Below are 19,178 nucleotides of genomic sequence, written 5' to 3' on the forward strand. Positions count from 1 at the left end.
GAAGCGGGGCCTGATCTGTGTGCGGAACTGGCCTACTTGGGGGCCGGAGCCGGGGTGAACGGCTGGTTGATCGTGGTGAAGTACTGGATCACCGCGCCGATTGCGACGGGTGCGGTGATGAAGATCTGACCCGCGATGGTGCCGAGGGCGCCCATGGCGGCCGCGCCACCGAGGCAGCCGGCGATGATGCCGCCGACGAACGGACCGAACAGGCCGACGATGGTGCCCGCGACGATGCCGCCGCCGACCGCACCACCGAGAACGCAACCGACAGCCGCGCCGCCGAGGCCACCGACCAGGGTGGCGATGCTGGCACCGAGGCTGATCGTTGCGGTCATCCGCGACCAGGCGGCCTGCTCACGGTCGTACTCGGTCTTCCACGGTGCCTTGTCCTCGAACGGCAGGGCGACCGGCTTGTAGGCGGCCTTGTCCATTTCGAGCTGCGGGGTCAGCGTCGCGGTGCGGCCCGCGATGTCGGCCGCGATCGGGAACTCGAAGTCGTCGAGCCGGAACTTCAGCGGGGTACCCGCGACGACATTGCCGTTGGCGGCCTTGATCTTCAGCGCATCGCCCTCGACGACGATGGAGCCCGCGTCGATGGAAACGATCGCCTGGGAGTCGGTGGCCTGGGAGGTGAAATTGATCGGCGCGTCGGCGTCCGCGGCGGGAGCCGCGTTCACGGTGCCGGCGGAGACACCGAGCGCGGCGATCAGCAGCGTCGCCGTCGCGGCAAAGTTCCTCATCAACATTCTTAGATCCTTTTTAGGTGTGGTCGGGATGGGGTGAGCTTAGGATAGGCACTCCTAAAGCTGTCAACAGGTACGTTTTCGGCGTCGAAACCGGCTACTGGCGCGTGTCATCGCCCCCGATGCCCCCAACGGGCATCGGGTTTCGCGAATCGCCACCGGTCGGTGGCCAACGGATCCGACGCGGGCGCTACCCCCCTGCCCGATCGGCGGCGCTATCGGCGCGCGCGCCTGCTGCGGAACGCGCGATGGACCGGACGATTTCGCCGGTACGCACCGCGATATTGGACAGCAACGAGGACGAAAGACCGTGCGTGTGCTCGGTTCCGCCCTGCAGATAGATGTCGCCGGGCAGCGGCGCCGTCGGCACCAGCCGGTAGTCCCGGGTGACCTGCGGCCCGGCATCCTCGAACGCCACGGACCCGGCCAACTCGCCGAGCAGCCGCCGCACATCACCGGGCCGGAAACCGGTGGCGCACACCACCGCATCGCAGACCAGCGTCTCGGTGAGGCCGGTCGGCCCGTGCGTGACATCGACCCGCACCCCGCCGTCGGAATCGGCGATGCCGGTGACCGCCGAGGCGCCGTGCATGAACAGCCGCCGGGTGCCGGACACCCGTTCGGCGTATTCGTGCGCGTACAGCTGCTCGATCAGCGCCGGTTCCACCGCGGAGTAGTTGGTGCCGCGGTGATAGCTCATCAGCTGTTGCCGCAGTTCCGGCGACGAGGCGTAGAAATCGTCCACCGCCGCGGGGTCGAAGATCCGGTTCGCGTAGGAGCTGTCATCGGCGGGGGTGAGGCCGTATTTGCCGAAAACGGCGTGCACACAAGAACTTCCGTAGTTCTGGTGCAGGTGCCCGACCACTTCGCCCGCGCTCTGCCCCGCCCCGATCACCACGAACCTGTTGTGCCGCAACCGCGGCAGCGCGGCGAGGCTCGGCAGCAGCCCGTGACTGTGGAAGACCCGCCCGGACGCGGCGACGCCGTCCGGCATCTTCGCCGAAAGGCCAACCGCCACCACGATATTCCGGGCCCGCAGCACACCGTCGGCACGACCGTTGAGCCGGATCTCGAAGCAGTCGCCCATCGCCGCGACCGAGACCGCCGTGGTGCCGAAGTGCACCCTGACGTCCACCGTCCGTGCGGCCCAACGCAAGTAGTCCTGGAACTCCAGCCGGGTCGGCCGGAACGTCGACAGGTTGATGAAGTCGGCGAGCCGGTCGTGCTCCTTCAGATAGTTCAAGAAGCTGTATCGGCTGCGCACATTGCGCTGCGTGACAAGGTCTTTGAGGAACGAGATCTGCATCGTCGCGCCCGGCAGCAACATCCCGGGATGCCATTCGAAGCGTTCTTTCGCCTCGACGAACCGAGCGGTCAGCCGCTGTGGCGGCGCGAGGTTCTGGTTGTGCTCCTCGATCGCGATGGCCAGCGCGAGGTTCGACGGCCCGAAACCGATCCCGGCGATATCGACGATCTCATCGGCGGCTTGACCCGTCATTCCTGACGCTCGCTCATGATGTCCTCCGTGTAACTCAGCAAGCCCGCGTCAGGCCGCATTCGATTGCCGCAGCTCGAATTCCAGCGTGTCGGTCGTCGTCACCGCGCCACAGCGGCGGGCTACGTAGTTCATGGCCATCACGTGCTCATCGCGCCCGAAGTCGGCGGTCGCGTCCAGCACCACGAACGGCTTGATGTCGTTCATGAACGCGTCCGCGGCGCTGAGCATGCAGCCCATGTGCGCGTACACCCCGGTGATGACGAGCTGGTCGCGGTTGTAGTGATTCAGCAACTCGCGCAGGTCGGTCCGCTGGAACGCGGAGTAGCGCCACTTGGTGACCTGGATATCGGCCGGGCCCGGTGCCAGGTCACGGACAACCTCGGTGTCGGGGCCGCTGGTCAGCCCGCTGCCCCAGAAGTCCGCGAGAATGCCCCGGCGCGAGGGATGCTGGTCGCCTGGCTGCATGGTGTAGATCACCGGAACGCCGGCCGCGTTGCACCGCTCGCGCAGGCGCCGGATGTTCGCGGTGACGGTCGAGATCGGGTCGAGGCCCGGCTGATACGCATCGATGAAGTACCGCTGCATGTCATGGATCAGCAGCGCGGCACGTGACGAATCCAACGACCACGGCACCTGATTCGCCTCGACGTCCTCGCGCGCCGGAATCGAATACGGCGCTATCGGCGGGATAGCCAACAGTCTTCTCCTGTTCGGTGGTTAGGACGGTGTCAGGCGTCGAACGTCGCGCCGCCGTCGACGCGCAGGTCATGCATGGTGATGTGGCGGGCGCGGGCAGAAGTCAGGAAGTAGATGCTTTCGGCGACGTCCTCGGGGCGCGCCACGCGGCGCAGCGGGATGCCGAGGCGGAAGTTCTCCGGGTCGCCGGCCAGCACGTGATCGCGGGCGGACTCGGACAATTCGGCCGCGTCCTCCGTCCACATGCCGCGCAACATGGGTGTGTCGGTAGATCCCGGTGACACCACGTTCACCCGGACACCGGCGGCGGCCACCTCGAGGCCGAGCGCCATGGCGAACGCCGTAGCCGCGGCCTTGGACGCACCGTAGGCGGCCATGCCGACCCGCGGGGTGGTCGCGGCGTTCGAGGTGACGACGACGATCGAGCCGCCACCGTTCGCGGTGAGCACGGCGGCGGCGCGCCGGGTGACGTTCATCGTTCCGGTGGCGTTCACCGCCAGGCACCGATCCCATTGCGCGCCAGTCAATTCCGATACCGAACCGGTCTCCAGGATGCCCGCGGCATGTACGACGGCGTCGATCTGACCGATACGATCGACAGCGGCAGCAAAGGCGTTGTCCACGGACTCCGGATCGGTCACATCGACCTGCTCCGCATGGGTACTGCCGTCCACCCGGGTCGAGTGAATCTCGGTCGCGGTGTCGTGCACCGACGGATCGTGATCCCACAGCACCACCGGTGCGGCCGACCTGGCCGCGAAGATCTCGGCCGCCGCGCGGCCGATGCCACCGGCCGCGCCGGTGATGATCACACCGCCGTCGACTTTACTGTCCCTGGACATATACTTAGCCTAACCTTAATTCTCGATAGAAGTAAATCATCGACGTTTCGGCTAGAAGGAGTTCGATAGTGCCGTCTCAATCCGACCTAACCCCTTGGCCTGCATCGGAAGCCGAGGCCTACCGGGCGTTGGGGTACTGGTCCGGCGAGACCTTCGGCGACGTGCTCACCGCCAGGGCGACGGCGACGCCGGACGCGATTGCCGTGGTAGACGACCGGAATTGGTGGACCTACGCGGAACTCGAGATCCGCGCCACAGCGCTGGCGGCCGGGTTCCGCGAACTCGGTGCCGAGCCGGGTGATCGGGTGCTTGTGCAGCTGCCCAACATCGCCGAATTCGTCGAGGTGATCTTCGGGCTCTTCTACGCGGGTGCGCTGCCGGTCTTCTGTCTGCCCGCGCACCGGCAGTCCGAGCTGATCCCGATCGCGCAGGCCAGCGGCGCGGTAGCGATGGTCACCTGCCATCACCATCAGGCGTTCAATCACGCCACCCTGGCCGCGATCCTGCGTGATCACGCCCCGGACCTGCGGCACCTGATCATCGTCCCGGACGACAACGGCACCGCGCTGCCCGGCGGCACGCACCCGCTCGACGACCTGCGGGCCGCGCCGCGCGAGCTGCCGAAGGTAGCCGCCTCCGACGTCGCGTTCCTGCAACTGTCCGGCGGCAGCACCGGGACACCGAAACTCATCCCGCGCACGCACGACGACTACCTGTACAGCGTGCGCCGCAGCGCCGAGCTCTGTGGGCTCGACAGCACCAGCGTCTACCTCGCGGCTTTGCCGGTGGCACACAACTTCCCGATGAGCTCGCCGGGCATTCTCGGCGCGCTGTGGGCAGGCGGCACGGTGGCGCTGGCCAGCGATCCCTCCCCCACCACCGCGTTCAGCGCGATCGAACGGTTCTCGGCGACCATCACCGGGCTGGTGCCGCCGCTCGCGCGGCTGTGGGTCGAACGCGCGGAAGCCAGCACCGCCTATGACATTTCGAGCCTGCGGGTGCTGCTGGTCGGTGGCGCCCGCTGCCCGGACGAGCTGGCCCGCCGCATCGGCCCCGCCCTCGGCGTGACCCTGCAGCAGGTGTTCGGGATGGCCGAGGGGCTGGTCTGCTACACCCGGCTCGACGATCCGGAAGAGGTGGTCCTCGCCACCCAGGGTCGGCCGATGTCCGAGCACGATCAGGTGGCGGTGGTCGACGAGCAGGGCGACCCCGTCCCGCCCGGCACCGACGGCCTGCTGGTCACCAAGGGGCCGTACACAATTCGCGGCTACTACCGCAACGCCGAGGCCAATGCGTCGTCGTTCACCGAGGACGGCTGGTACCGCACCGGCGATGTGGTCAACCTGCGCGCGGACGGCAACCTGGTCGTCAAGGGCAGGCTCGGCGACCGGGTCAACCGCGGCGGCGAGAAGATCTCGGCCGAGGAAATCGAAGCACATCTGTTGGACCACCCCTTGATTCGTGATGCGATCGTCGTGTCGGTGCCCGACGAGCGGCTCGGCGAGCGCAGTTGCGTGTTCGTGCTCGCCACCGATCCCGCGACGCCACCGGCGCTCAGCCAGATCCGCCAGTTCGTGCGCGAGCGCGGCGTGGCGACCTGGAAGATCCCGGATCTGCTCCAGGTCGTCGACAGCTTCCCGGAGACCGGTGTCGGCAAGATCAGCCGACGCAGCCTGCGGGCCGAATTGAGCGCACGCGCGGCGGCCGGCTCCTAGTACTGCAACGGCACCTATGTGAGTGAGTGCTGGTAGATCTGGTGTGTGGTGTTGGATCGTGTTGTGGCCGAGTTGGATTCGTTGATGTCACGGATTGCGGGCAGGTTCGCCCGGTCCGAGCCGCGGGAGCGGGCGCGGGAGTATGTGTCGGGGCTGTTGGCGGGTTTGGAACGCAAGAACGGGTGGACGCTCGCTGAACGTGCTGGTGAGGGCAGTCCGGACGGGATGCAGCGGCTGCTGCGCAAGGCTGATTGGGACGTCGATGCGGTGCGTGATGATGTGCGTGACTATGTGGTCGAACATCTGGGTGATCCCGAGGCTGTGCTGGTCGGTGACGAGACCGGATTCCTGAAGAAGGGCGTGAAATCTGCTGGGGTGCAACGCCAGTACTCCGGCACTGCCGGTCGCACGGAGAATTGCCAGATCGGGGTGTTCCTGGCCTACGCCTCGCGCCACGGGCATGCCTTGATCGATCGTGAACTCTATGTTCCCGAGTCGTGGACCTCGGATCGAGACCGCTGCCGCGACGCCGGGATCCCCGACGAGGTCGAGTTCGCGACCAAAGCGCGGCAGATGATCGCCATGCTGCAACGGGCGCTGGCCGCGGCAGTGCCGTTCGCGTGGTTCACCGCCGACGAGGTCTACGGACAGGCGCCCTACCTGCGGGACTGGCTCGAGGACCAGGACGTGTCCTATGTGCTGGCCACCCGCTGTGACCACCAGCTGAGCACCCGCGCCGAGCGCACCGCACGCGCCGACGAACTGATCGCCGACCTCGCCGCAAGCAAGTGGCAGCGGCTCTCGGTCGGAGCCGGCGCGCACGGACCCCGCGAATACGACTGGGCACGCCGCCCGATCGAGGGGACCTGGGCCCGCGGGCGCGGGCACTGGCTGCTGGCACGACGCGCGTTGAGTCCCAACAGCAACGGCGTCTACGAGATCGCCTACTACATCTGCTACGGCCCGCACCGATCCCGCCTGGTCGACCTGGCCTGGGTCGCCGGGTCACGCTGGCATGTGGAGGAGGCGTTTCAGCAAGCCAAGGGCGAAGCCGGGCTCGATCACTACCAGGTCCGCAGCTGGCGGGCCTGGTACGCCCACATCACCCTCTCGATGCTCGCACTCGCCTGGCTGGCAGCGTCGAAAACCCTTGCCGCAAAAGGGGAACCAGCGAACTCGAGCAAGACATGATCGCGCTCACGCTACCGGAAATCCGCCGCCTGCTCATCGCGTTCGTGCTCACCCCACACCATGTCGCCGATCACATCTGGGCCTGGTCGAGCTGGCGGCGACGCCGCCAGCACCAAGCCCGGTTATCGCACTACCGGCGGCGCGGCCACCCACTCACCTGAGTGCCGTTGCAGTACTAGGCCGGTCGGCACGCGGTAAGCGGGACGGTATCGATCAGCCCGACGAAGGCGACTCGCTCCCCCGCCGCGGCCAGCCGCGCCGCCATGGCATGTGCGACATTGCCGCCGAAGGAGTGGCCGAGCAGGTGGTACGGCCCGCTCGGCTGCTCGGCGCGGACGGCGGCGATGCACCGCTCGACCGTCTCGTCGATAACGGCCGTCGGCGACTCGGCCCCGTCGAGCGACGGCAGCGGCAAGCCGAGCACCGGCCGATCGGCAGCCAGCCGCCCGGCCAACGGCAGGAACTGCCAGGCGAATCCACCGGCCGGATACACACAGAACAGGGGCGCCTCGGCCCCGCCGTCCCGCAGCACCACCACGTGTTCCCGGCCGAGCAACGGCGTATCATATTCGGCGACGATGTCATTGGCGGTGCCAAGGCGGGCGGTGCGACCGAGATACTCCAGCCCGCCATCGGGCCTGCGGCGCACCAGGTCTCCGGTGCGATACATGCGGCGACCGTCGGGCGAGTACGGGTCGGCGACGAAAGCGCCTGCGGTCAGCCCGGTTCGGTCGTGGTAGCCGATCGCGATGCCGTCGCCGGACAGGTACAGCTCACCCGTGGCGCCGACCGGTACCTCCGTCAGGCTCGAATCGAGCACGCGCGCATGCGCATTGCGCACCGCTCTACCCAAACACGGTGTCGGACTGGCGGATACCGGTGACCCGAGAGCGTTGATGGTGAATTCGGTTGGCCCATAGAGGTCGTAACCCAGCACACCGGGATGTTCCCGCAGCATCGTCCACAGATCGGGCGGCACCGCTTCGCCACCGAGCAATACCAGGGCCGGAATGTGCGCCCCCTGCAGCAGGCCCGCCGCGATCAAACCGCGGGCGTCGGACGGCGTCACATTGACCACGTCGATGCCGACCTCGCGGTAATGCGCGACCAGCGCGGCGGGGGCCAACCGGGCCCGATCGTCGATGACGTGCACCTCATGCCCGGCCAACAGCCAGAACAGCTCCTCCCAGGACATGTCGAAGGCGAAGGAGACCGTCTGCGCGACGCGCAACCTGCCACGCGCGGCGAAGCGTTCTGTCGGACCGAAGATCTCATCGAGGTGGTTGTAGTACATCGCGGTCAAGCCGCGGTGCCCGACCACAACCCCCTTGGGACGGCCGGTCGAACCCGAGGTGTAGATCAGGTAGGCCGGTTGATCGGCACTGCTCGGCCCGGACACCGCCGCGTCGGCAACCGCGGGCGGCGCCACCACACCGTCGAGCACCGCACCGATCACGGGCCGATCGATGAGCAATCGCACCCGCGGCCCGCGGCCACCGCCGAGCACGCTGCCCTGATGCTCGGTCGTGCTGATCAGAGCCACCGCGCCGCCGTCCGCCAGCAGTTCACGCAACCGGGCGGGCGGATGCGTCAGGTCGAGCGGCAGGAACGCCGCACCGGTGCGCATGACCGCGAAGATCGCCACCACGTAATCGGCGATGCGCGGCAAGGCCAGGGCGACCACATCCGAGGGACCGACCCCGCGGCTCGCGAGCAGCCGGGCCATCCGGTCCACCCTGGCATCCAGCTGCCGGGCGGTGAGTGTGACGGAACCACCAACCAGGACAATCGCTTCCGGTGTCGCTTCGGCCCGTTCCCGCAGCAGCGCGTCGACGCTGCCGCCCGGCTGCCCCGGCAGCGGCACCGCCACCCGTTCCGGCGTGCATTCCGGCGCAATGGTCACCGGCACAGCGGTATCGGTGACCAGGGTGGGGAGTGCTCCCCACTTGACAGACGTACCGCGGACCCGCTCCGCGTGTTCTTCCACCGGAATAACCGTCACAACCCAATCCTCAATCTCGAGCCACCCAGGTTCAGCCGCCTGTCGGCCGAATCGGTGGCAGGCGGGTCGTGCCGAAATCGCCTGCGCCGCTAGTGCGCCGCGTCCTCGTGGTCCTCGTCGAAGTCCGCTTGTCCGCGCTTCCAGTAGGCCGTCACATCGGAGTCACCCGGCTCGGCCCGCAACACCTCGCGCACCCAGCGCCGCAGCGGCCGCACCACGCCCGCCTCGGCGGCGATCCAGGCGTACACGCGCTCGCCCTCGGGAATAGCCACGGCACGCACGGCCTGCTCGAGCAGATCCGAGGTTCCTGGCGCGGCGGTCCCGCGATGCAGCCACCGCACCTCGATACCCGCTGGGGCAACAAGGGCGATCTCCTCGGCGGCATCGGCCACCTCGATGAACGCCCACCCGGTCGCGTCCGCGGGCATCTTCTCCAGCCAGTGGGCGATCGCGGGCAGCGCGGTGATGTCCCCGGCAAGCAGATACCGGTCATAGATGGACGGCACCACCAAGCCACCGGGCGGGCCCGCGATGTACACGCTCGCCCCCGGTTTCGCGGCGGCGGCCCACTCCGCCGCGTGCCCGCCGACATGCAACGCGAAGTCGATGTCGAGTTCCCCGGCGACCGGGTCGTAGCGACGGACCGTGTACTCCCGCGAAATCGGCAGCGGGCGCGGCCATTTCAGGGCCAGGTCGACCTGCTCGGGCAAGCGCAGCGTGCCGTCGGCGTCGGGGTAGATCAGCCGGACGTGCTCGGTGGGTGCGTGACTCTCGAATCCGTCCAGTCCCGGCCCGGCAAAGGTCAACCGCCGCAGCCCGGCGCCGATCATGCGAGCGTCTCGCACTGTCACTTCCCGCAGCCCGACCGGGTACGGCACCTTGGCCCCACCCGCCGCGCCGTCGAGCACTTCAGCGATTCGTTCGAGATGCGCGGCTCGGTTCATCCGGCCGCGCCGATCTTCGTCATTTGCGTGACATCCCTTGCGTTCCATGGAAACCCATCGACCCCGCAGGGCCGATTGTGCGCCGCCAAGCGCAAAACATGAGGTTAGCCTAACTTAATTTGGCAGACAATGCGGCTGGATTCACCGCACCCCCGCACGCGTCTAACGAGCAGGTCGGTACGGGTTCTTCAGGAAGTAGTCGACGACCGTGCGGCCGAGGGTGTAGCCGTTGTGCAGGGACAGGCGGAAACCCGCGGAATGCTGCTCGAGGTGGTCGAGCACACTCTGGCCCGGGTAGGGCTGATCGAAGTTGCTCACGGTACGCAGGGACAGGTAGCGGTCGAGGTAGCCGTGGCGGTCGAGCACGGCCGCGGTGGCGTTGTCTTCCATCTGCGTGGTGCAGTAGTTGCCCTGGCCGTTGGTGCGGACGCCCATGATGTGGCGCGCGGTGTCGGAGAGTTCCTTGCCGGAATACCAATCGTCGCCGGTCATGGTGTCGCACTTGGTAACCGACGGCTTCCGGCCCGCCTGGCCGGGGAACAGCGCGCGTTCGGCGGCGGCCTCGGGACTGTCGGCCAGGGTGGCGTGCTCGGTCAGGCCGAACGCGGTGTCGATCAGCTTCTCGTTCAACTGGTAGGCGGCGGTGTTGTAGTTCTCCACGGGGCGGTAGCCGTAGGGCAGGCCGGGCGCCTCGGCCGGGACGAGATGGTTGCCGAGGTCGAAGTCGACGATCCAGCGTGCCCAGGCCGCCGAGCCGAGGGTGACCTGATCCGGCGGCGCGCCCGCGGTGCCGACAGTGAGGAAGTGGGCGCAGCTGAAGTCCAGTTTCGGGCTGTCCAGCACGGCCATCATGGTGGCGGCGGCGTTGGTCTTGCCCTGTCCGGTCTCGGCGACGCACAGCCCATCGGCATTGCAGTGCACCGGCTTGTAGGAGGTGGGGACGTCCACGGTGATCGGCAGCGACTCGCGCTGCAGCCACGGCTCGGCCTCCGGGTCGAACATCGTGATGACCAGCACACCGACCTTGACCGGCGCCGCGCTCGACTCTCCCCCGCCTCCGCAACCGGCCGCCGTGGCGACCGTCGTGAACACCGTCAGCGCGACTATCCAGCGACGTAGAGGCATCGGATGATCCTATGACAAGGGCCCTTGCCATCCGCCGGGTGGACCGCGACCTACACGAACGCCCGGTCGCGCCAACCTGGGCCGACCCGACAGGCCCGAAAGACCACCCATGTAGGTTGGACGGCAGGTTCTCTTGCGGCACAAGCGGAACCATCGGACCGTCGCTACCTGTGGTTTCGGTGCGCACGCTTGCTCGAGCGATCAGCTGCGCTCGGTAGTCGAGAAGTCGGTAGAGCGCGGCGAGGTCCGCGCCGAGTGAAAGGCCCTTCAGCATGACGTCATCGGCGGGATCGAACGCACGCGCCCACATCGGGGTCACCGGCCTCGCAGTGATGGGAAGCAATATCGCGCGCAACTTCGCCCGGCACGGACACACCGTCGCACTGCACAATCGCAGTATCGCCAAGACCGACGCGCTGCTCGCGGCGCACGGTGACGAGGGCGATTTCGTCCGCACCGAGACGATCGAGGAGTTCGTCGGCGCGCTGCAGAAGCCGCGCCGGGTGCTGATCATGGTCAAGGCCGGCGATCCGACCGACGCGGTGATCGAGGAACTCGCCGCCGCGATGGACGAGGGCGACATCATCATCGACGGCGGCAACGCGCTGTTCACCGACACCATCCGCCGGGAGAAGTCGCTGCGCGAGCGCGGCCTGCACTTCGTCGGCGCGGGCATCTCCGGCGGTGAGGAAGGCGCGCTGAACGGTCCGGCCATCATGCCGGGCGGGCCCAAGGAGTCCTACGAGGTACTCGGCCCGCTGCTGGAGTCGATCGCCGCGCAGGTCGACGGCACGCCGTGCTGCACCCACATCGGGCCGGACGGCTCGGGACACTTCGTGAAGATGGTGCACAACGGCATCGAGTACGCCGACATGCAGCTCATCGGCGAGGCCTACCACCTGCTCCGCGATGCCCTCGGCTTCGACGCCAAGCAGATCGCCGACGTGTTCACCGGCTGGAACCAGGGCGAGCTGGAGAGCTACCTCGTCGAGATCACCGCCGAGGTGCTCAACCAGACCGACGCCAAGACCGGCAAGCCGCTGGTCGACGTCATCCTGGACGCGGCCGAGCAGAAGGGCACCGGCCGCTGGACCGTCAAGGCCGCGCTGGATCTCGGCGTTCCGGTCACCGGCATCGCCGAGGCCGTGTTCGCCCGCGCGCTGTCCGGCGCGACCGATCAGCGCCGCGCGGCCGTCGGGCTGGCCTCGGGCCAGCTCGCCGACAAGCCCACCGACGCCGAGCAGTTCACCAAGGACATCGAACGCGCGCTGTACGCGTCCAAGGTGGTCGCCTACGCCCAGGGCTTCGACCAGATCGCCGCTGCCAGCACCGAATACGACTGGGACCTGCACCCCGGCGACCTCGCCACCATCTGGCGTGGCGGCTGCATCATCCGCGCCCAGTTCCTCAACCGCATCAAAGACGCCTACGACACCAACGCGCAGCTGCCGAGCCTCATCCTGGACCCGTTCTTCCAGGAGGCCATCGAGAACGCGATCGACAGCTGGCGCCGGGTCGTCTCCGCCGCCGTCCAACTCGGCATCCCGGTCCCAGCCTTCGCGTCCTCGCTCGCCTACTACGACGGCCTGCGCGCCGAGCGCCTGCCCGCCGCGCTCACCCAGGCCCAGCGTGACTACTTCGGCGCGCACACCTACGAGCGGATCGACATGCCGGGCAAGTACCACACCCTGTGGAGCGGCGACCGCAGCGAGATCCAAGCTGACTGATCAGAGCTGACCCGAGCACCCGGCCGTCGATCGGCCGGGTGCTCGTCATTTCTCATCCGAAATCACGCCGCAGATCAGCTGGCTTGATACTCCGCGCTGCACTCGCCGTTGGTGTAGTTCGGGCCCTCACCGTGGTTGAAGACGCCCAGATTCAACAGGATTCGGCCGGGCTTGGTGGCGATGCCGGAGATGGTCAGCGTGTTGTCGGGGCCTTTCACCTGAGCGGAGGTGTCGGCGACGCCGCTCTTGCCGGTGGTGATATTCGCCCAGTTGACGGTGAATTTCTGGTCGTAGGCGAAATCGGTGCCCGCGTCGGTGTGCAGTTTCAGATCGATCGAGCCGTTGCTGGAGGTCGCGAAGGCCTCGCTGGCTGCCGGGGTCTGGAATGGTTCCACCGGGACCGGGTAGCTCATCGTGCATACCGGTGCCGCCGGATCGTTCGGGGCGGCGAAGGCGGCGGGTGCGCCGGCGGCGGTTACTGCGAGGCAGGCGATCGCGGCGATCCGCAATAGGCCAGAGCAGGTTCCTGATTTCATCGAACCGTCCCATCAATCATCGAGATGTACTGGATGAACATGGTTGCCGCGCTGATCAATAGTGGTCGACAACATCGGCAACCAGCACCAGCGTAGCGACCTTTGTAGACGCGTGGCAACGTATCAGAAATCGAAACATGCTCTAGCAAAAGGGATCTCGAGTAGCAAGACCTCAATATATTTGTGGCACAGCATTTCCGGCGATGACGTGCAGCGACGATACAAAATGCCGCACGCGGGGCGCTCCTCGCGCGAACTGTTCGCCGCCGTCCGATGTGTCCGATTCAGCGGTCGGCAACCCCCGCCCGGGCGGCGGACTGTGATCCGCGACACGATCTTCGGACGAAATTGCTGGCAGCTTGCAGTTATCCCGGTCGCCGTTGCGCATCGACACAGCCGCACTTTGCACGCCAGGCGCGAATTTCGCGACGGGGCGCGGCATCATGGCAGATATGCGCGTACTTATTCAGCTTCGTCCGTCCGTCGATCTGATTACCGCAGTGGCCGACCGTGCGGTGACAGTCGCCTCCGCCGATGTTGCCGGGCATCTACCCGGGATCGCTTTGGATCGCTCCTACGCTCCGATCGCGGTGCCGAAATCCATTCCCGCAGTGTCCGATACCGATCAGTTGAGCTATTCGCTCGCACCCGCGGACGCGTCGGTATTGGTGCGCGGCGAGATCGACGATGACGGCATCGCGGACAGCGTGTCGCAATTGACGGCAGCGCGCGGCGTCACCGGCGTATTCGCCGATCCCGTAATTCAGACCAACCTCACGTGTGGCGATACTCCCGCCGTCGGTAACTGGCACGACGTCGAAACCCTGCTGCACCACGGCGATCTGGCGACCGCCGGTTTGGACGGGAAATCGGTGGCGCTGGCCATCGTCGACACCGGTATCAATGCCGCGAAGGTCAAGCAGGTGCGCGGCGGGCAGATCACCATCGACAAGGCGCGCAGCTGGAATCCGGCGGGGGTCACCGGCACGGCGGGCGAGTTCCCGGTGGACCACGGCTCGATGTGCGCGTTCGACGCGCTCATCGCGGCACCGAAGGCCTCGCTGCTCGACATCCCGGTGCTGCAGAGCAAACGCCAGGGCGGCACCGTCATGGAGGGACTGCTGTCGGACGCGCTGGCCGCGTACGCCCACCTGCGCACGGTGCTCACCGATCAGCCTGCCGCGTCGCGGGCGCTGGTGATCAGCAACAGCTGGGGTTCGTTCTCGCCGAGCTGGGACTTCCCGGTCGGACAGCCGGGCAACTACTCCGACAATCCGTCGCATCCGTTCAACGTGATCGTCGGCTCGCTCGAGGTGGCAGGCGCCGACATCATCTTCGCCGCGGGCAATTGCGGCCGCGACTGCCCGGACGGCCGCTGCGCCTACCCGGACAAGCCGATCGGCGGCGCCAACTCGCATCCGAGTGTCCTGTCCATCGGCGGCGTCGACACCGCGGGCAAGCGCGTGGGGTATTCGTCCCAGGGCCCCGGCCGGTTGACCGACCGCAAGCCGGACATCTGCTCCTACACCCACTTCCTCGGGTCGACGGCGTTCGGCGCCACCGAACCGGACACCGGCACCTCGGCCGCCACTCCGGTGCTGGCGGGCCTGGTCACGGCCGTTCGGACCCAGTGGTCGGCGACCGAGTTGCCGCCCGCTCAGCTGCGAGAGTTGTTGCAGCGCACCGCGACCGCGCAGCCCGGCGGTTACAACTACGACTACGGGTATGGCGTCGCCGATGCGGCGGCGCTGCTCGCGGAGCTGAAACGAACGGCCACCCGCGCGTAACGTGGGGGCATGCCGCTGCTGACCATTCGGCTCCCGCAGGAGGCGACCCTGGACGCCGCCCTGCGGGAGTTGAAACTCACCGTTGACGATGTCGATGCCGCTTACGGCCTGGTAGCCGTCGATCCCGCGAACGGTCTGTACGCGCTGCGGGTGACCGATGCCGCCGCGGCACGGATGACCACCACTGGATCCGGCGTCGAGATCTTCGCCGATCCGCGCATCGAGCCGGGCAACGGAGCGGTGGGCGATCCGAAACCCCGTGCGTGAGAATCGGTCCCGGAAACGACAGCGTCCCGGCGCTACCGATTGGTAACGCCGGGACGCTGATTCGGACTGCTATCGGGCGATCGAGTCCGCCCATTCGATGACGGCGGCCCGATACTCCGCCGTGTTGGGTGCGAGATTCACCGAATGCCCGGCACCGGGCAGCACATAGGTGCGCAGCTTGGCGTCGGGACCGAAGTACGGCGCTTCCGCCGCTTGCAGGGTGGCGCTGTCCGCGCAGATCGCGAATCCCGGACCGCAGGACAAGATGTCCTTGCTGCCGTTGACCACCATGGTCGGCGCGGTGATGAGACTGGACATGCCCGGCAACGTGGACATCAGCCCGTCGGGATACTCGGTGAGCGAGAACGTTTCCTTTGTCGCCTCGTCGGCGGCGACCACCTGCGGATCGAAGTTGTCCGGTCCATGGAAATCCGTTTGGCGGGCGCCGGGCCGGGACACGAGATAGCCGGGGTCATAGCCACGACCGGCGAATGCCGGATCCTGCACGGCCGGGTAATACGTGCTGATCACGCCGAGGACTCCGGGTACGTTCAGGGTGTGTGAATATCCGGTGAGCAGCACGCCGTCGACGTCGTGATACTTGGTGGCCTCCATGACGGAGGTGCCGGAGCTCAACGAGTGCCCGCCGGTGATGATCTTGCCGAACGGCTTGGCGCCCGGTAGACCCTGCCGCAGCTGCTGCACGATGAGGTGTAATGCCTCCGCGGTGGCCGTCGCCGTCAGTGTCGCGCTCGGCGGTCGAGTGCTCGCGCCGTTGCCGAGCCGGTCGACCACCAGCGTCGCATAGCCCGCGCCGTTCATCGCTCGCCGAAAGTTGTACGTCGCTGGTTCGTACTGGAAATCCCAGTAGGAGCCGTTGTAGTTGGAACCCGCCATCAACACCATGACGGCATCGGTCGGCCCGTCCGTCGGCTGGCACAACTTCCCCGCCAGCGTTCCCTGCGGCACCGGGAAAGTGATCTCCTGGCAACGATCCGGCAGTGGAACTTGATCCGCCTGGGCGACGCCCGGCGTCAGACAGAGCATTGTTGATATGACAAAAGCCCGTATCGAGGCCCGCACGCGACCCGCTCCCCTCGGAGTTATACGCGGATAACCATTTTGGCATCCTTGTTGAGTCATCAACCGGGAGGCTAACCCGTGCGTCGGTTGATGCGCAATACCTATCGCGAAGATGTGGCTACCCGGTCCGCCCGCACCCGCCGACGGAGATATGTTGTCGCACTTGGCAAACCGGCCATACCGGTCGAACAACCACCAGACTTCGCTTTTCGGGCACACCGGACGGCAACCGCCCGAGGGCAGGAGCCCGGTCGGCTCCCGCCCTCAGGACACTGGGTTGTGCACATCCGCGCCGACGCGCGGTGCGGTCGTCAGAACATCGAGGCCATCCAATCGCGTACTGCGGCTTGGTAAGCGGCGGTGTTCAGGGCGAGATTCACCGAATGCCCACTACCCGGCAGTACAAAGGTGCGCAATCGCGCGGCGGGCGCGAAATACGGCGCCTCGCCGGCGGCCAGGGCCGCGGTGTTCGCGCATGTGCTGAGGCACAACCGATCCAGACTGCCGTTGACAACCATTACCGGCACGTTGATGAGGTTGGTCGCGGGCGGCAGGGTGGACGTCAGACCATCGGGATACTCCGTCAGCGAGAAGACCTCCTTGGTCGCTTCGTCGGTGGCGAGCACCGCGGGATCGTAGTCACCGGCGCCGAAGAAATCCGCCGCCCGAGTGCCCGGCCGCGTGGTCAGATAGCCGGGGTCGTATCCCTTGCCGCTGAAGTTCGGGTCGTTGGCCGCCGGATAGTAGGTGGATACGACGCCGACCGTGCCGACCACATCGAGGCTGTGCGTAAACCCGGTGAGCAGAACACCATCGACATCGTGGTGAGTACTCGCCTCGATGACGGCCACACCGGAACTGAGTGAATGGCCACCGGTAATGATCTTGTTGAACGGCTGCACCCCCGGCAGCCCTTGACGCACCGCGCCGACCAGCTGATGCAGGGCGATGACCGAACCGGTCGCCGTCAGTACCGCGCTCGGCGGCCGGGTGCTCGCACCGTTGCCGAACCGATCGACCACCAGCGTCGCGTAACCCGCCGCGTTCATCGCACGCCGAAAGTTATAAGCCTCCGGGGCGTATGGGAAATCCCAATAAGTATGGTTGTAATTGGAACCGGGCATCAACACCATGATGGTGCTGGTCGGCGGCGCCGGCATGCACAGAGTTACGGCCAAGGTGCCCGTCGGCGGCACCGGAAAGGAAACCGCCGTACAGCTATTCAGTGGGACGGGGTTGTCGGCGTGGGCAACTCCAGGCACCAGACACAGAATTGTTGACACGACAAATGCATTTAAGAAGGCCCGCACGAGACGCGCTCCCCTCGGAGTTACACGAGGATAACCATTTTGGCACCCTACTTCAGTGATAAACCGGAGGCTATCCCGCAAACCGGTTGATGCGCAACACCTATCACCAAGATCTACAAACTCGTGACTGTCGGAACCGCCGACGGAGATGCTTTGCAGCACTTGGCAAACCGCATCAACCAGTTGGACAAACGCTCAGGTATTCAGCCGAGATCTGCCGCGCACCATGGTCGGCCATAGCGTGCGAAATGGTGTCGCGCTGCAGGAATGGGACTGCGGTAGCCATTGTTTCGGGATCGACAGGGCAGGTAGCCTTCACCATCCGGGCATAGAGCTTCTCCATGGTCGAACCGCCTCCTCGGCATGGGCTGGCCATGCTTCGAGCCATCATTCGGCGAATGATGGCACTCCCCAATAAGATTCGTGGCGGACGCATGGTAAGGCGGAGCACGCACACAGCCCGCCGACCGAGCGAGGTCACAGTACGACAACGAGTCGTACCGAACAGCCCGGAGGATCGCGCGCCGCAAACCGTCGGTCTAGTATCCGACCCATGGGTACGCGAGCGGTGCACTACGTCGGCAGTTTTCCAGCAGAGAGCACCGACGCCGCGATGCGAGCGATGTTGGACAGCACGAGTACCCAACTACGGACGCTGCCCACTGGTGAGACCCGGCGCTATGAGTTCTACATCCGTCCCATCATCGAGAATCTCGTTGCGCAGGGCGCACTGGAATCGAAGAAACCCGGACAGTGGAACACGAGCCGGGACCGGACCATTTATCGACCGGCGGGCGGCAAGAAGCTCACCGGCGACATGATGGATCTCGGGTATCTGCGTGAGGCCGAGGAAGCGGTGCCGGTATTCGAGACACTGCGCGCGGAGCGGGAATTCACCGGCGTCGCGCTGCAGATCGGGATGGCAACCGATTTCACGATGGCATTCGTCGCGATGGGTGCCGGCGGTGTGCTGCGAAACAAAAAGGCGTTCACCGACGCAACGGTCCGCGACATCGTCGCGATCCGTGAATTGGCGGGCGACGACGTCGTCATACAGCTCGAAGCGACCGCTGAATTGGTGCTGATGGCCAAGACCCAGCCACTGCACAAACTCGTCGACCTGGCATTGGGATTGGGGCGCGGAATCGCCGGAGTGGCCGCGGCGTCCCCGGCGGGCACCCGCTTCGGGGTCCACCTGTGCCTCGGCAGCATGAACAACAAGGCCCGCGCCACGCTGCGCAATGTTCGGCCATTCGTTGATCTGGCCAATGCGATAGTCCGGCACTGGCCGACGGATCGCACCCTGACCTACCTGCACGCACCGTTCGCGGCCGGCGACATCCCGCCGACCGCGAAGACGAAATTCTATGCGCCCCTTAAGGGTTTGGCGCTCGGCGCGGGCACCGCCTTCTACGCGGGCCTGGTGCACGAAAGCCCCGCCGAGGCGCAGCAGCTGCAAACACTGCAGGTCATCGAGCAGGCGCTGGGCCGACCGGTCGACGGCGTCGCCACCGCATGCGGTCTCGGCCGCCGCCCACGCCGGGTGGCCGACGCGCTGATGGCGCGAGCGAATACACTTGCTGCAAAAGGGTGATTCGTAAGTGAGCGTCGGCGCGTCTGCGCCACTGTGGCATGGCACAACATCCAGCCGGGAAGATCGCTACGATTGTGGTCGAGGATCGGGAGGACACCTTGTCTGGCATAGACCG

17 protein-coding genes and 1 pseudogene are annotated in these 19,178 nt (G+C 66.6%); 7 read left to right on the top strand and 11 right to left on the bottom strand.

Annotated elements, in window-relative coordinates:
* Positions 1-32: 32 nt before the first annotated feature.
* The 4 genes from ACQPW1_RS38720 to ACQPW1_RS38735 all read right to left on the bottom strand — a co-directional run bounded on the left by ACQPW1_RS38720 (position 33) and on the right by ACQPW1_RS38735 (position 3,782).
* Complete coding sequence (locus tag ACQPW1_RS38720; RefSeq protein WP_433657686.1) at positions 33-749, bottom strand: hypothetical protein; 717 nt, start codon at positions 747-749, stop codon at positions 33-35.
* A 187-nt stretch (positions 750-936) separates the two neighbouring features.
* Positions 937-2,244, bottom strand: coding sequence for a lysine N(6)-hydroxylase/L-ornithine N(5)-oxygenase family protein (locus tag ACQPW1_RS38725; RefSeq protein WP_433657688.1), 1,308 nt, complete (start codon positions 2,242-2,244; stop codon positions 937-939).
* 48 nt (positions 2,245-2,292) lie between these two features.
* Positions 2,293-2,940: an isochorismatase family protein gene (locus ACQPW1_RS38730; protein WP_433657690.1), complete on the bottom strand. Its 648-nt coding sequence runs from the start codon at positions 2,938-2,940 to the stop codon at positions 2,293-2,295.
* 32 nt (positions 2,941-2,972) lie between these two features.
* Entirely contained in the window at positions 2,973-3,782 is an 810-nt protein-coding gene (locus ACQPW1_RS38735) for an SDR family oxidoreductase (protein ID WP_433657692.1), read from the bottom strand.
* 68 nt (positions 3,783-3,850) lie between these two features.
* Between ACQPW1_RS38735 and ACQPW1_RS38740 the strand changes: the two genes are divergently transcribed.
* The 3 genes and pseudogenes from ACQPW1_RS38740 (at position 3,851) to ACQPW1_RS38750 (ending at position 6,849) form a co-directional block, all read left to right on the top strand.
* On the top strand, positions 3,851-5,497 hold the full coding sequence (locus ACQPW1_RS38740) for a (2,3-dihydroxybenzoyl)adenylate synthase (protein ID WP_433657694.1): 1,647 nt from the start codon (positions 3,851-3,853) through the stop codon (positions 5,495-5,497).
* A 45-nt stretch (positions 5,498-5,542) separates the two neighbouring features.
* Positions 5,543-6,664: pseudogene (locus tag ACQPW1_RS38745) on the top strand (IS701 family transposase); the annotation flags it as partial.
* A 20-nt stretch (positions 6,665-6,684) separates the two neighbouring features.
* Complete coding sequence (locus tag ACQPW1_RS38750) at positions 6,685-6,849, top strand: hypothetical protein (protein ID WP_433653860.1); 165 nt, start codon at positions 6,685-6,687, stop codon at positions 6,847-6,849.
* Positions 6,850-6,863: 14 nt separating this feature from the next.
* Here the strand turns inward: ACQPW1_RS38750 and ACQPW1_RS38755 are convergent, their stop codons facing one another.
* From ACQPW1_RS38755 to ACQPW1_RS38765, 3 genes are all read right to left on the bottom strand, one after another.
* On the bottom strand, positions 6,864-8,690 hold the full coding sequence (locus ACQPW1_RS38755; protein WP_433657696.1) for an AMP-binding protein: 1,827 nt from the start codon (positions 8,688-8,690) through the stop codon (positions 6,864-6,866).
* A gap of 89 nt (positions 8,691-8,779) precedes the next feature.
* Positions 8,780-9,634 carry a siderophore-interacting protein gene (locus tag ACQPW1_RS38760; RefSeq protein WP_433657698.1) on the bottom strand — a complete coding sequence of 285 codons (855 nt, stop codon included), beginning with the start codon at positions 9,632-9,634 and terminating at the stop codon, positions 8,780-8,782.
* Between the two features lie 162 nt (positions 9,635-9,796).
* A complete protein-coding gene (locus tag ACQPW1_RS38765; protein ID WP_433657700.1) occupies positions 9,797-10,759 on the bottom strand; it encodes a purine-nucleoside phosphorylase in 963 nt (320 codons plus the stop codon).
* A gap of 272 nt (positions 10,760-11,031) precedes the next feature.
* Between ACQPW1_RS38765 and gndA the strand changes: the two genes are divergently transcribed.
* The gene (gene gndA, locus ACQPW1_RS38770) at positions 11,032-12,486 is read left to right on the top strand and encodes an NADP-dependent phosphogluconate dehydrogenase (RefSeq protein WP_433657702.1); all 1,455 of its coding nucleotides are present in this window, start codon (positions 11,032-11,034) and stop codon (positions 12,484-12,486) included.
* A gap of 74 nt (positions 12,487-12,560) precedes the next feature.
* On the opposite strand, the gene ACQPW1_RS38775 is transcribed toward gndA, so the two are convergent.
* On the bottom strand, positions 12,561-13,022 hold the full coding sequence (locus ACQPW1_RS38775) for a hypothetical protein (protein ID WP_433657704.1): 462 nt from the start codon (positions 13,020-13,022) through the stop codon (positions 12,561-12,563).
* Positions 13,023-13,474: 452 nt separating this feature from the next.
* On the opposite strand from ACQPW1_RS38775, the gene ACQPW1_RS38780 reads away from it, so the two are divergent.
* Complete coding sequence (locus tag ACQPW1_RS38780; protein ID WP_433657706.1) at positions 13,475-14,809, top strand: S8 family serine peptidase; 1,335 nt, start codon at positions 13,475-13,477, stop codon at positions 14,807-14,809.
* A 9-nt stretch (positions 14,810-14,818) separates the two neighbouring features.
* A complete protein-coding gene (locus ACQPW1_RS38785; RefSeq protein ID WP_433657708.1) occupies positions 14,819-15,076 on the top strand; it encodes a hypothetical protein in 258 nt (85 codons plus the stop codon).
* A gap of 69 nt (positions 15,077-15,145) precedes the next feature.
* On the opposite strand, the gene ACQPW1_RS38790 is transcribed toward ACQPW1_RS38785, so the two are convergent.
* The 3 genes from ACQPW1_RS38790 to ACQPW1_RS38800 form a co-directional block, all read right to left on the bottom strand.
* Positions 15,146-16,123 (bottom strand): alpha/beta hydrolase, encoded by a 978-nt coding sequence (locus ACQPW1_RS38790; protein ID WP_433657710.1) that lies wholly within the window; start codon positions 16,121-16,123, stop codon positions 15,146-15,148.
* 347 nt (positions 16,124-16,470) lie between these two features.
* A complete protein-coding gene (locus tag ACQPW1_RS38795; RefSeq protein WP_433657711.1) occupies positions 16,471-17,283 on the bottom strand; it encodes an alpha/beta fold hydrolase in 813 nt (270 codons plus the stop codon).
* Between the two features lie 361 nt (positions 17,284-17,644).
* Positions 17,645-17,812 (bottom strand): hypothetical protein, encoded by a 168-nt coding sequence (locus ACQPW1_RS38800; protein ID WP_433657713.1) that lies wholly within the window; start codon positions 17,810-17,812, stop codon positions 17,645-17,647.
* Positions 17,813-18,022: 210 nt separating this feature from the next.
* Here ACQPW1_RS38800 and ACQPW1_RS38805 point away from each other — a divergent pair, with 210 nt between their 5' ends.
* Positions 18,023-19,063, top strand: a complete 1,041-nt coding sequence (locus tag ACQPW1_RS38805; RefSeq protein WP_433657715.1) for a hypothetical protein — start codon at positions 18,023-18,025, stop codon at positions 19,061-19,063.
* Positions 19,064-19,178 lie beyond the last annotated feature (115 nt).

The sequence above is a fragment of the Nocardia sp. CA-128927 genome (assembly GCF_050955855.1).
In the GTDB taxonomy this organism is placed as follows: Bacteria; Actinomycetota; Actinomycetes; order Mycobacteriales; family Mycobacteriaceae; genus Nocardia.

Excerpts from the sequence above, each read along its gene's own strand:
- ACQPW1_RS38735 (WP_433657692.1), bottom strand. The coding sequence starts at position 3,782 with ATGTCCAGGGACAGTAAAGTCGACGGCGGTGTGATCATCACCGGCGCG.
- ACQPW1_RS38725 (WP_433657688.1), bottom strand. The coding sequence starts at position 2,244 with ATGACGGGTCAAGCCGCCGATGAGATCGTCGATATCGCCGGGATCGGT.
- gndA (WP_433657702.1), top strand. The coding sequence starts at position 11,032 with ATGACGTCATCGGCGGGATCGAACGCACGCGCCCACATCGGGGTCACC.
- ACQPW1_RS38780 (WP_433657706.1), top strand. The coding sequence starts at position 13,475 with ATGCGCGTACTTATTCAGCTTCGTCCGTCCGTCGATCTGATTACCGCA.
- ACQPW1_RS38775 (WP_433657704.1), bottom strand. The coding sequence starts at position 13,022 with ATGAAATCAGGAACCTGCTCTGGCCTATTGCGGATCGCCGCGATCGCC.
- ACQPW1_RS38800 (WP_433657713.1), bottom strand. The coding sequence starts at position 17,812 with ATGGAGAAGCTCTATGCCCGGATGGTGAAGGCTACCTGCCCTGTCGAT.
- ACQPW1_RS38750 (WP_433653860.1), top strand. The coding sequence starts at position 6,685 with ATGATCGCGCTCACGCTACCGGAAATCCGCCGCCTGCTCATCGCGTTC.
- ACQPW1_RS38805 (WP_433657715.1), top strand. The coding sequence starts at position 18,023 with ATGGGTACGCGAGCGGTGCACTACGTCGGCAGTTTTCCAGCAGAGAGC.
- ACQPW1_RS38760 (WP_433657698.1), bottom strand. The coding sequence starts at position 9,634 with ATGAACCGAGCCGCGCATCTCGAACGAATCGCTGAAGTGCTCGACGGC.
- ACQPW1_RS38795 (WP_433657711.1), bottom strand. The coding sequence starts at position 17,283 with ATGCCCGGTTCCAATTACAACCATACTTATTGGGATTTCCCATACGCC.
- ACQPW1_RS38785 (WP_433657708.1), top strand. The coding sequence starts at position 14,819 with ATGCCGCTGCTGACCATTCGGCTCCCGCAGGAGGCGACCCTGGACGCC.
- ACQPW1_RS38720 (WP_433657686.1), bottom strand. The coding sequence starts at position 749 with ATGTTGATGAGGAACTTTGCCGCGACGGCGACGCTGCTGATCGCCGCG.
- ACQPW1_RS38765 (WP_433657700.1), bottom strand. The coding sequence starts at position 10,759 with ATGCCTCTACGTCGCTGGATAGTCGCGCTGACGGTGTTCACGACGGTC.
- ACQPW1_RS38790 (WP_433657710.1), bottom strand. The coding sequence starts at position 16,123 with ATGCTCTGTCTGACGCCGGGCGTCGCCCAGGCGGATCAAGTTCCACTG.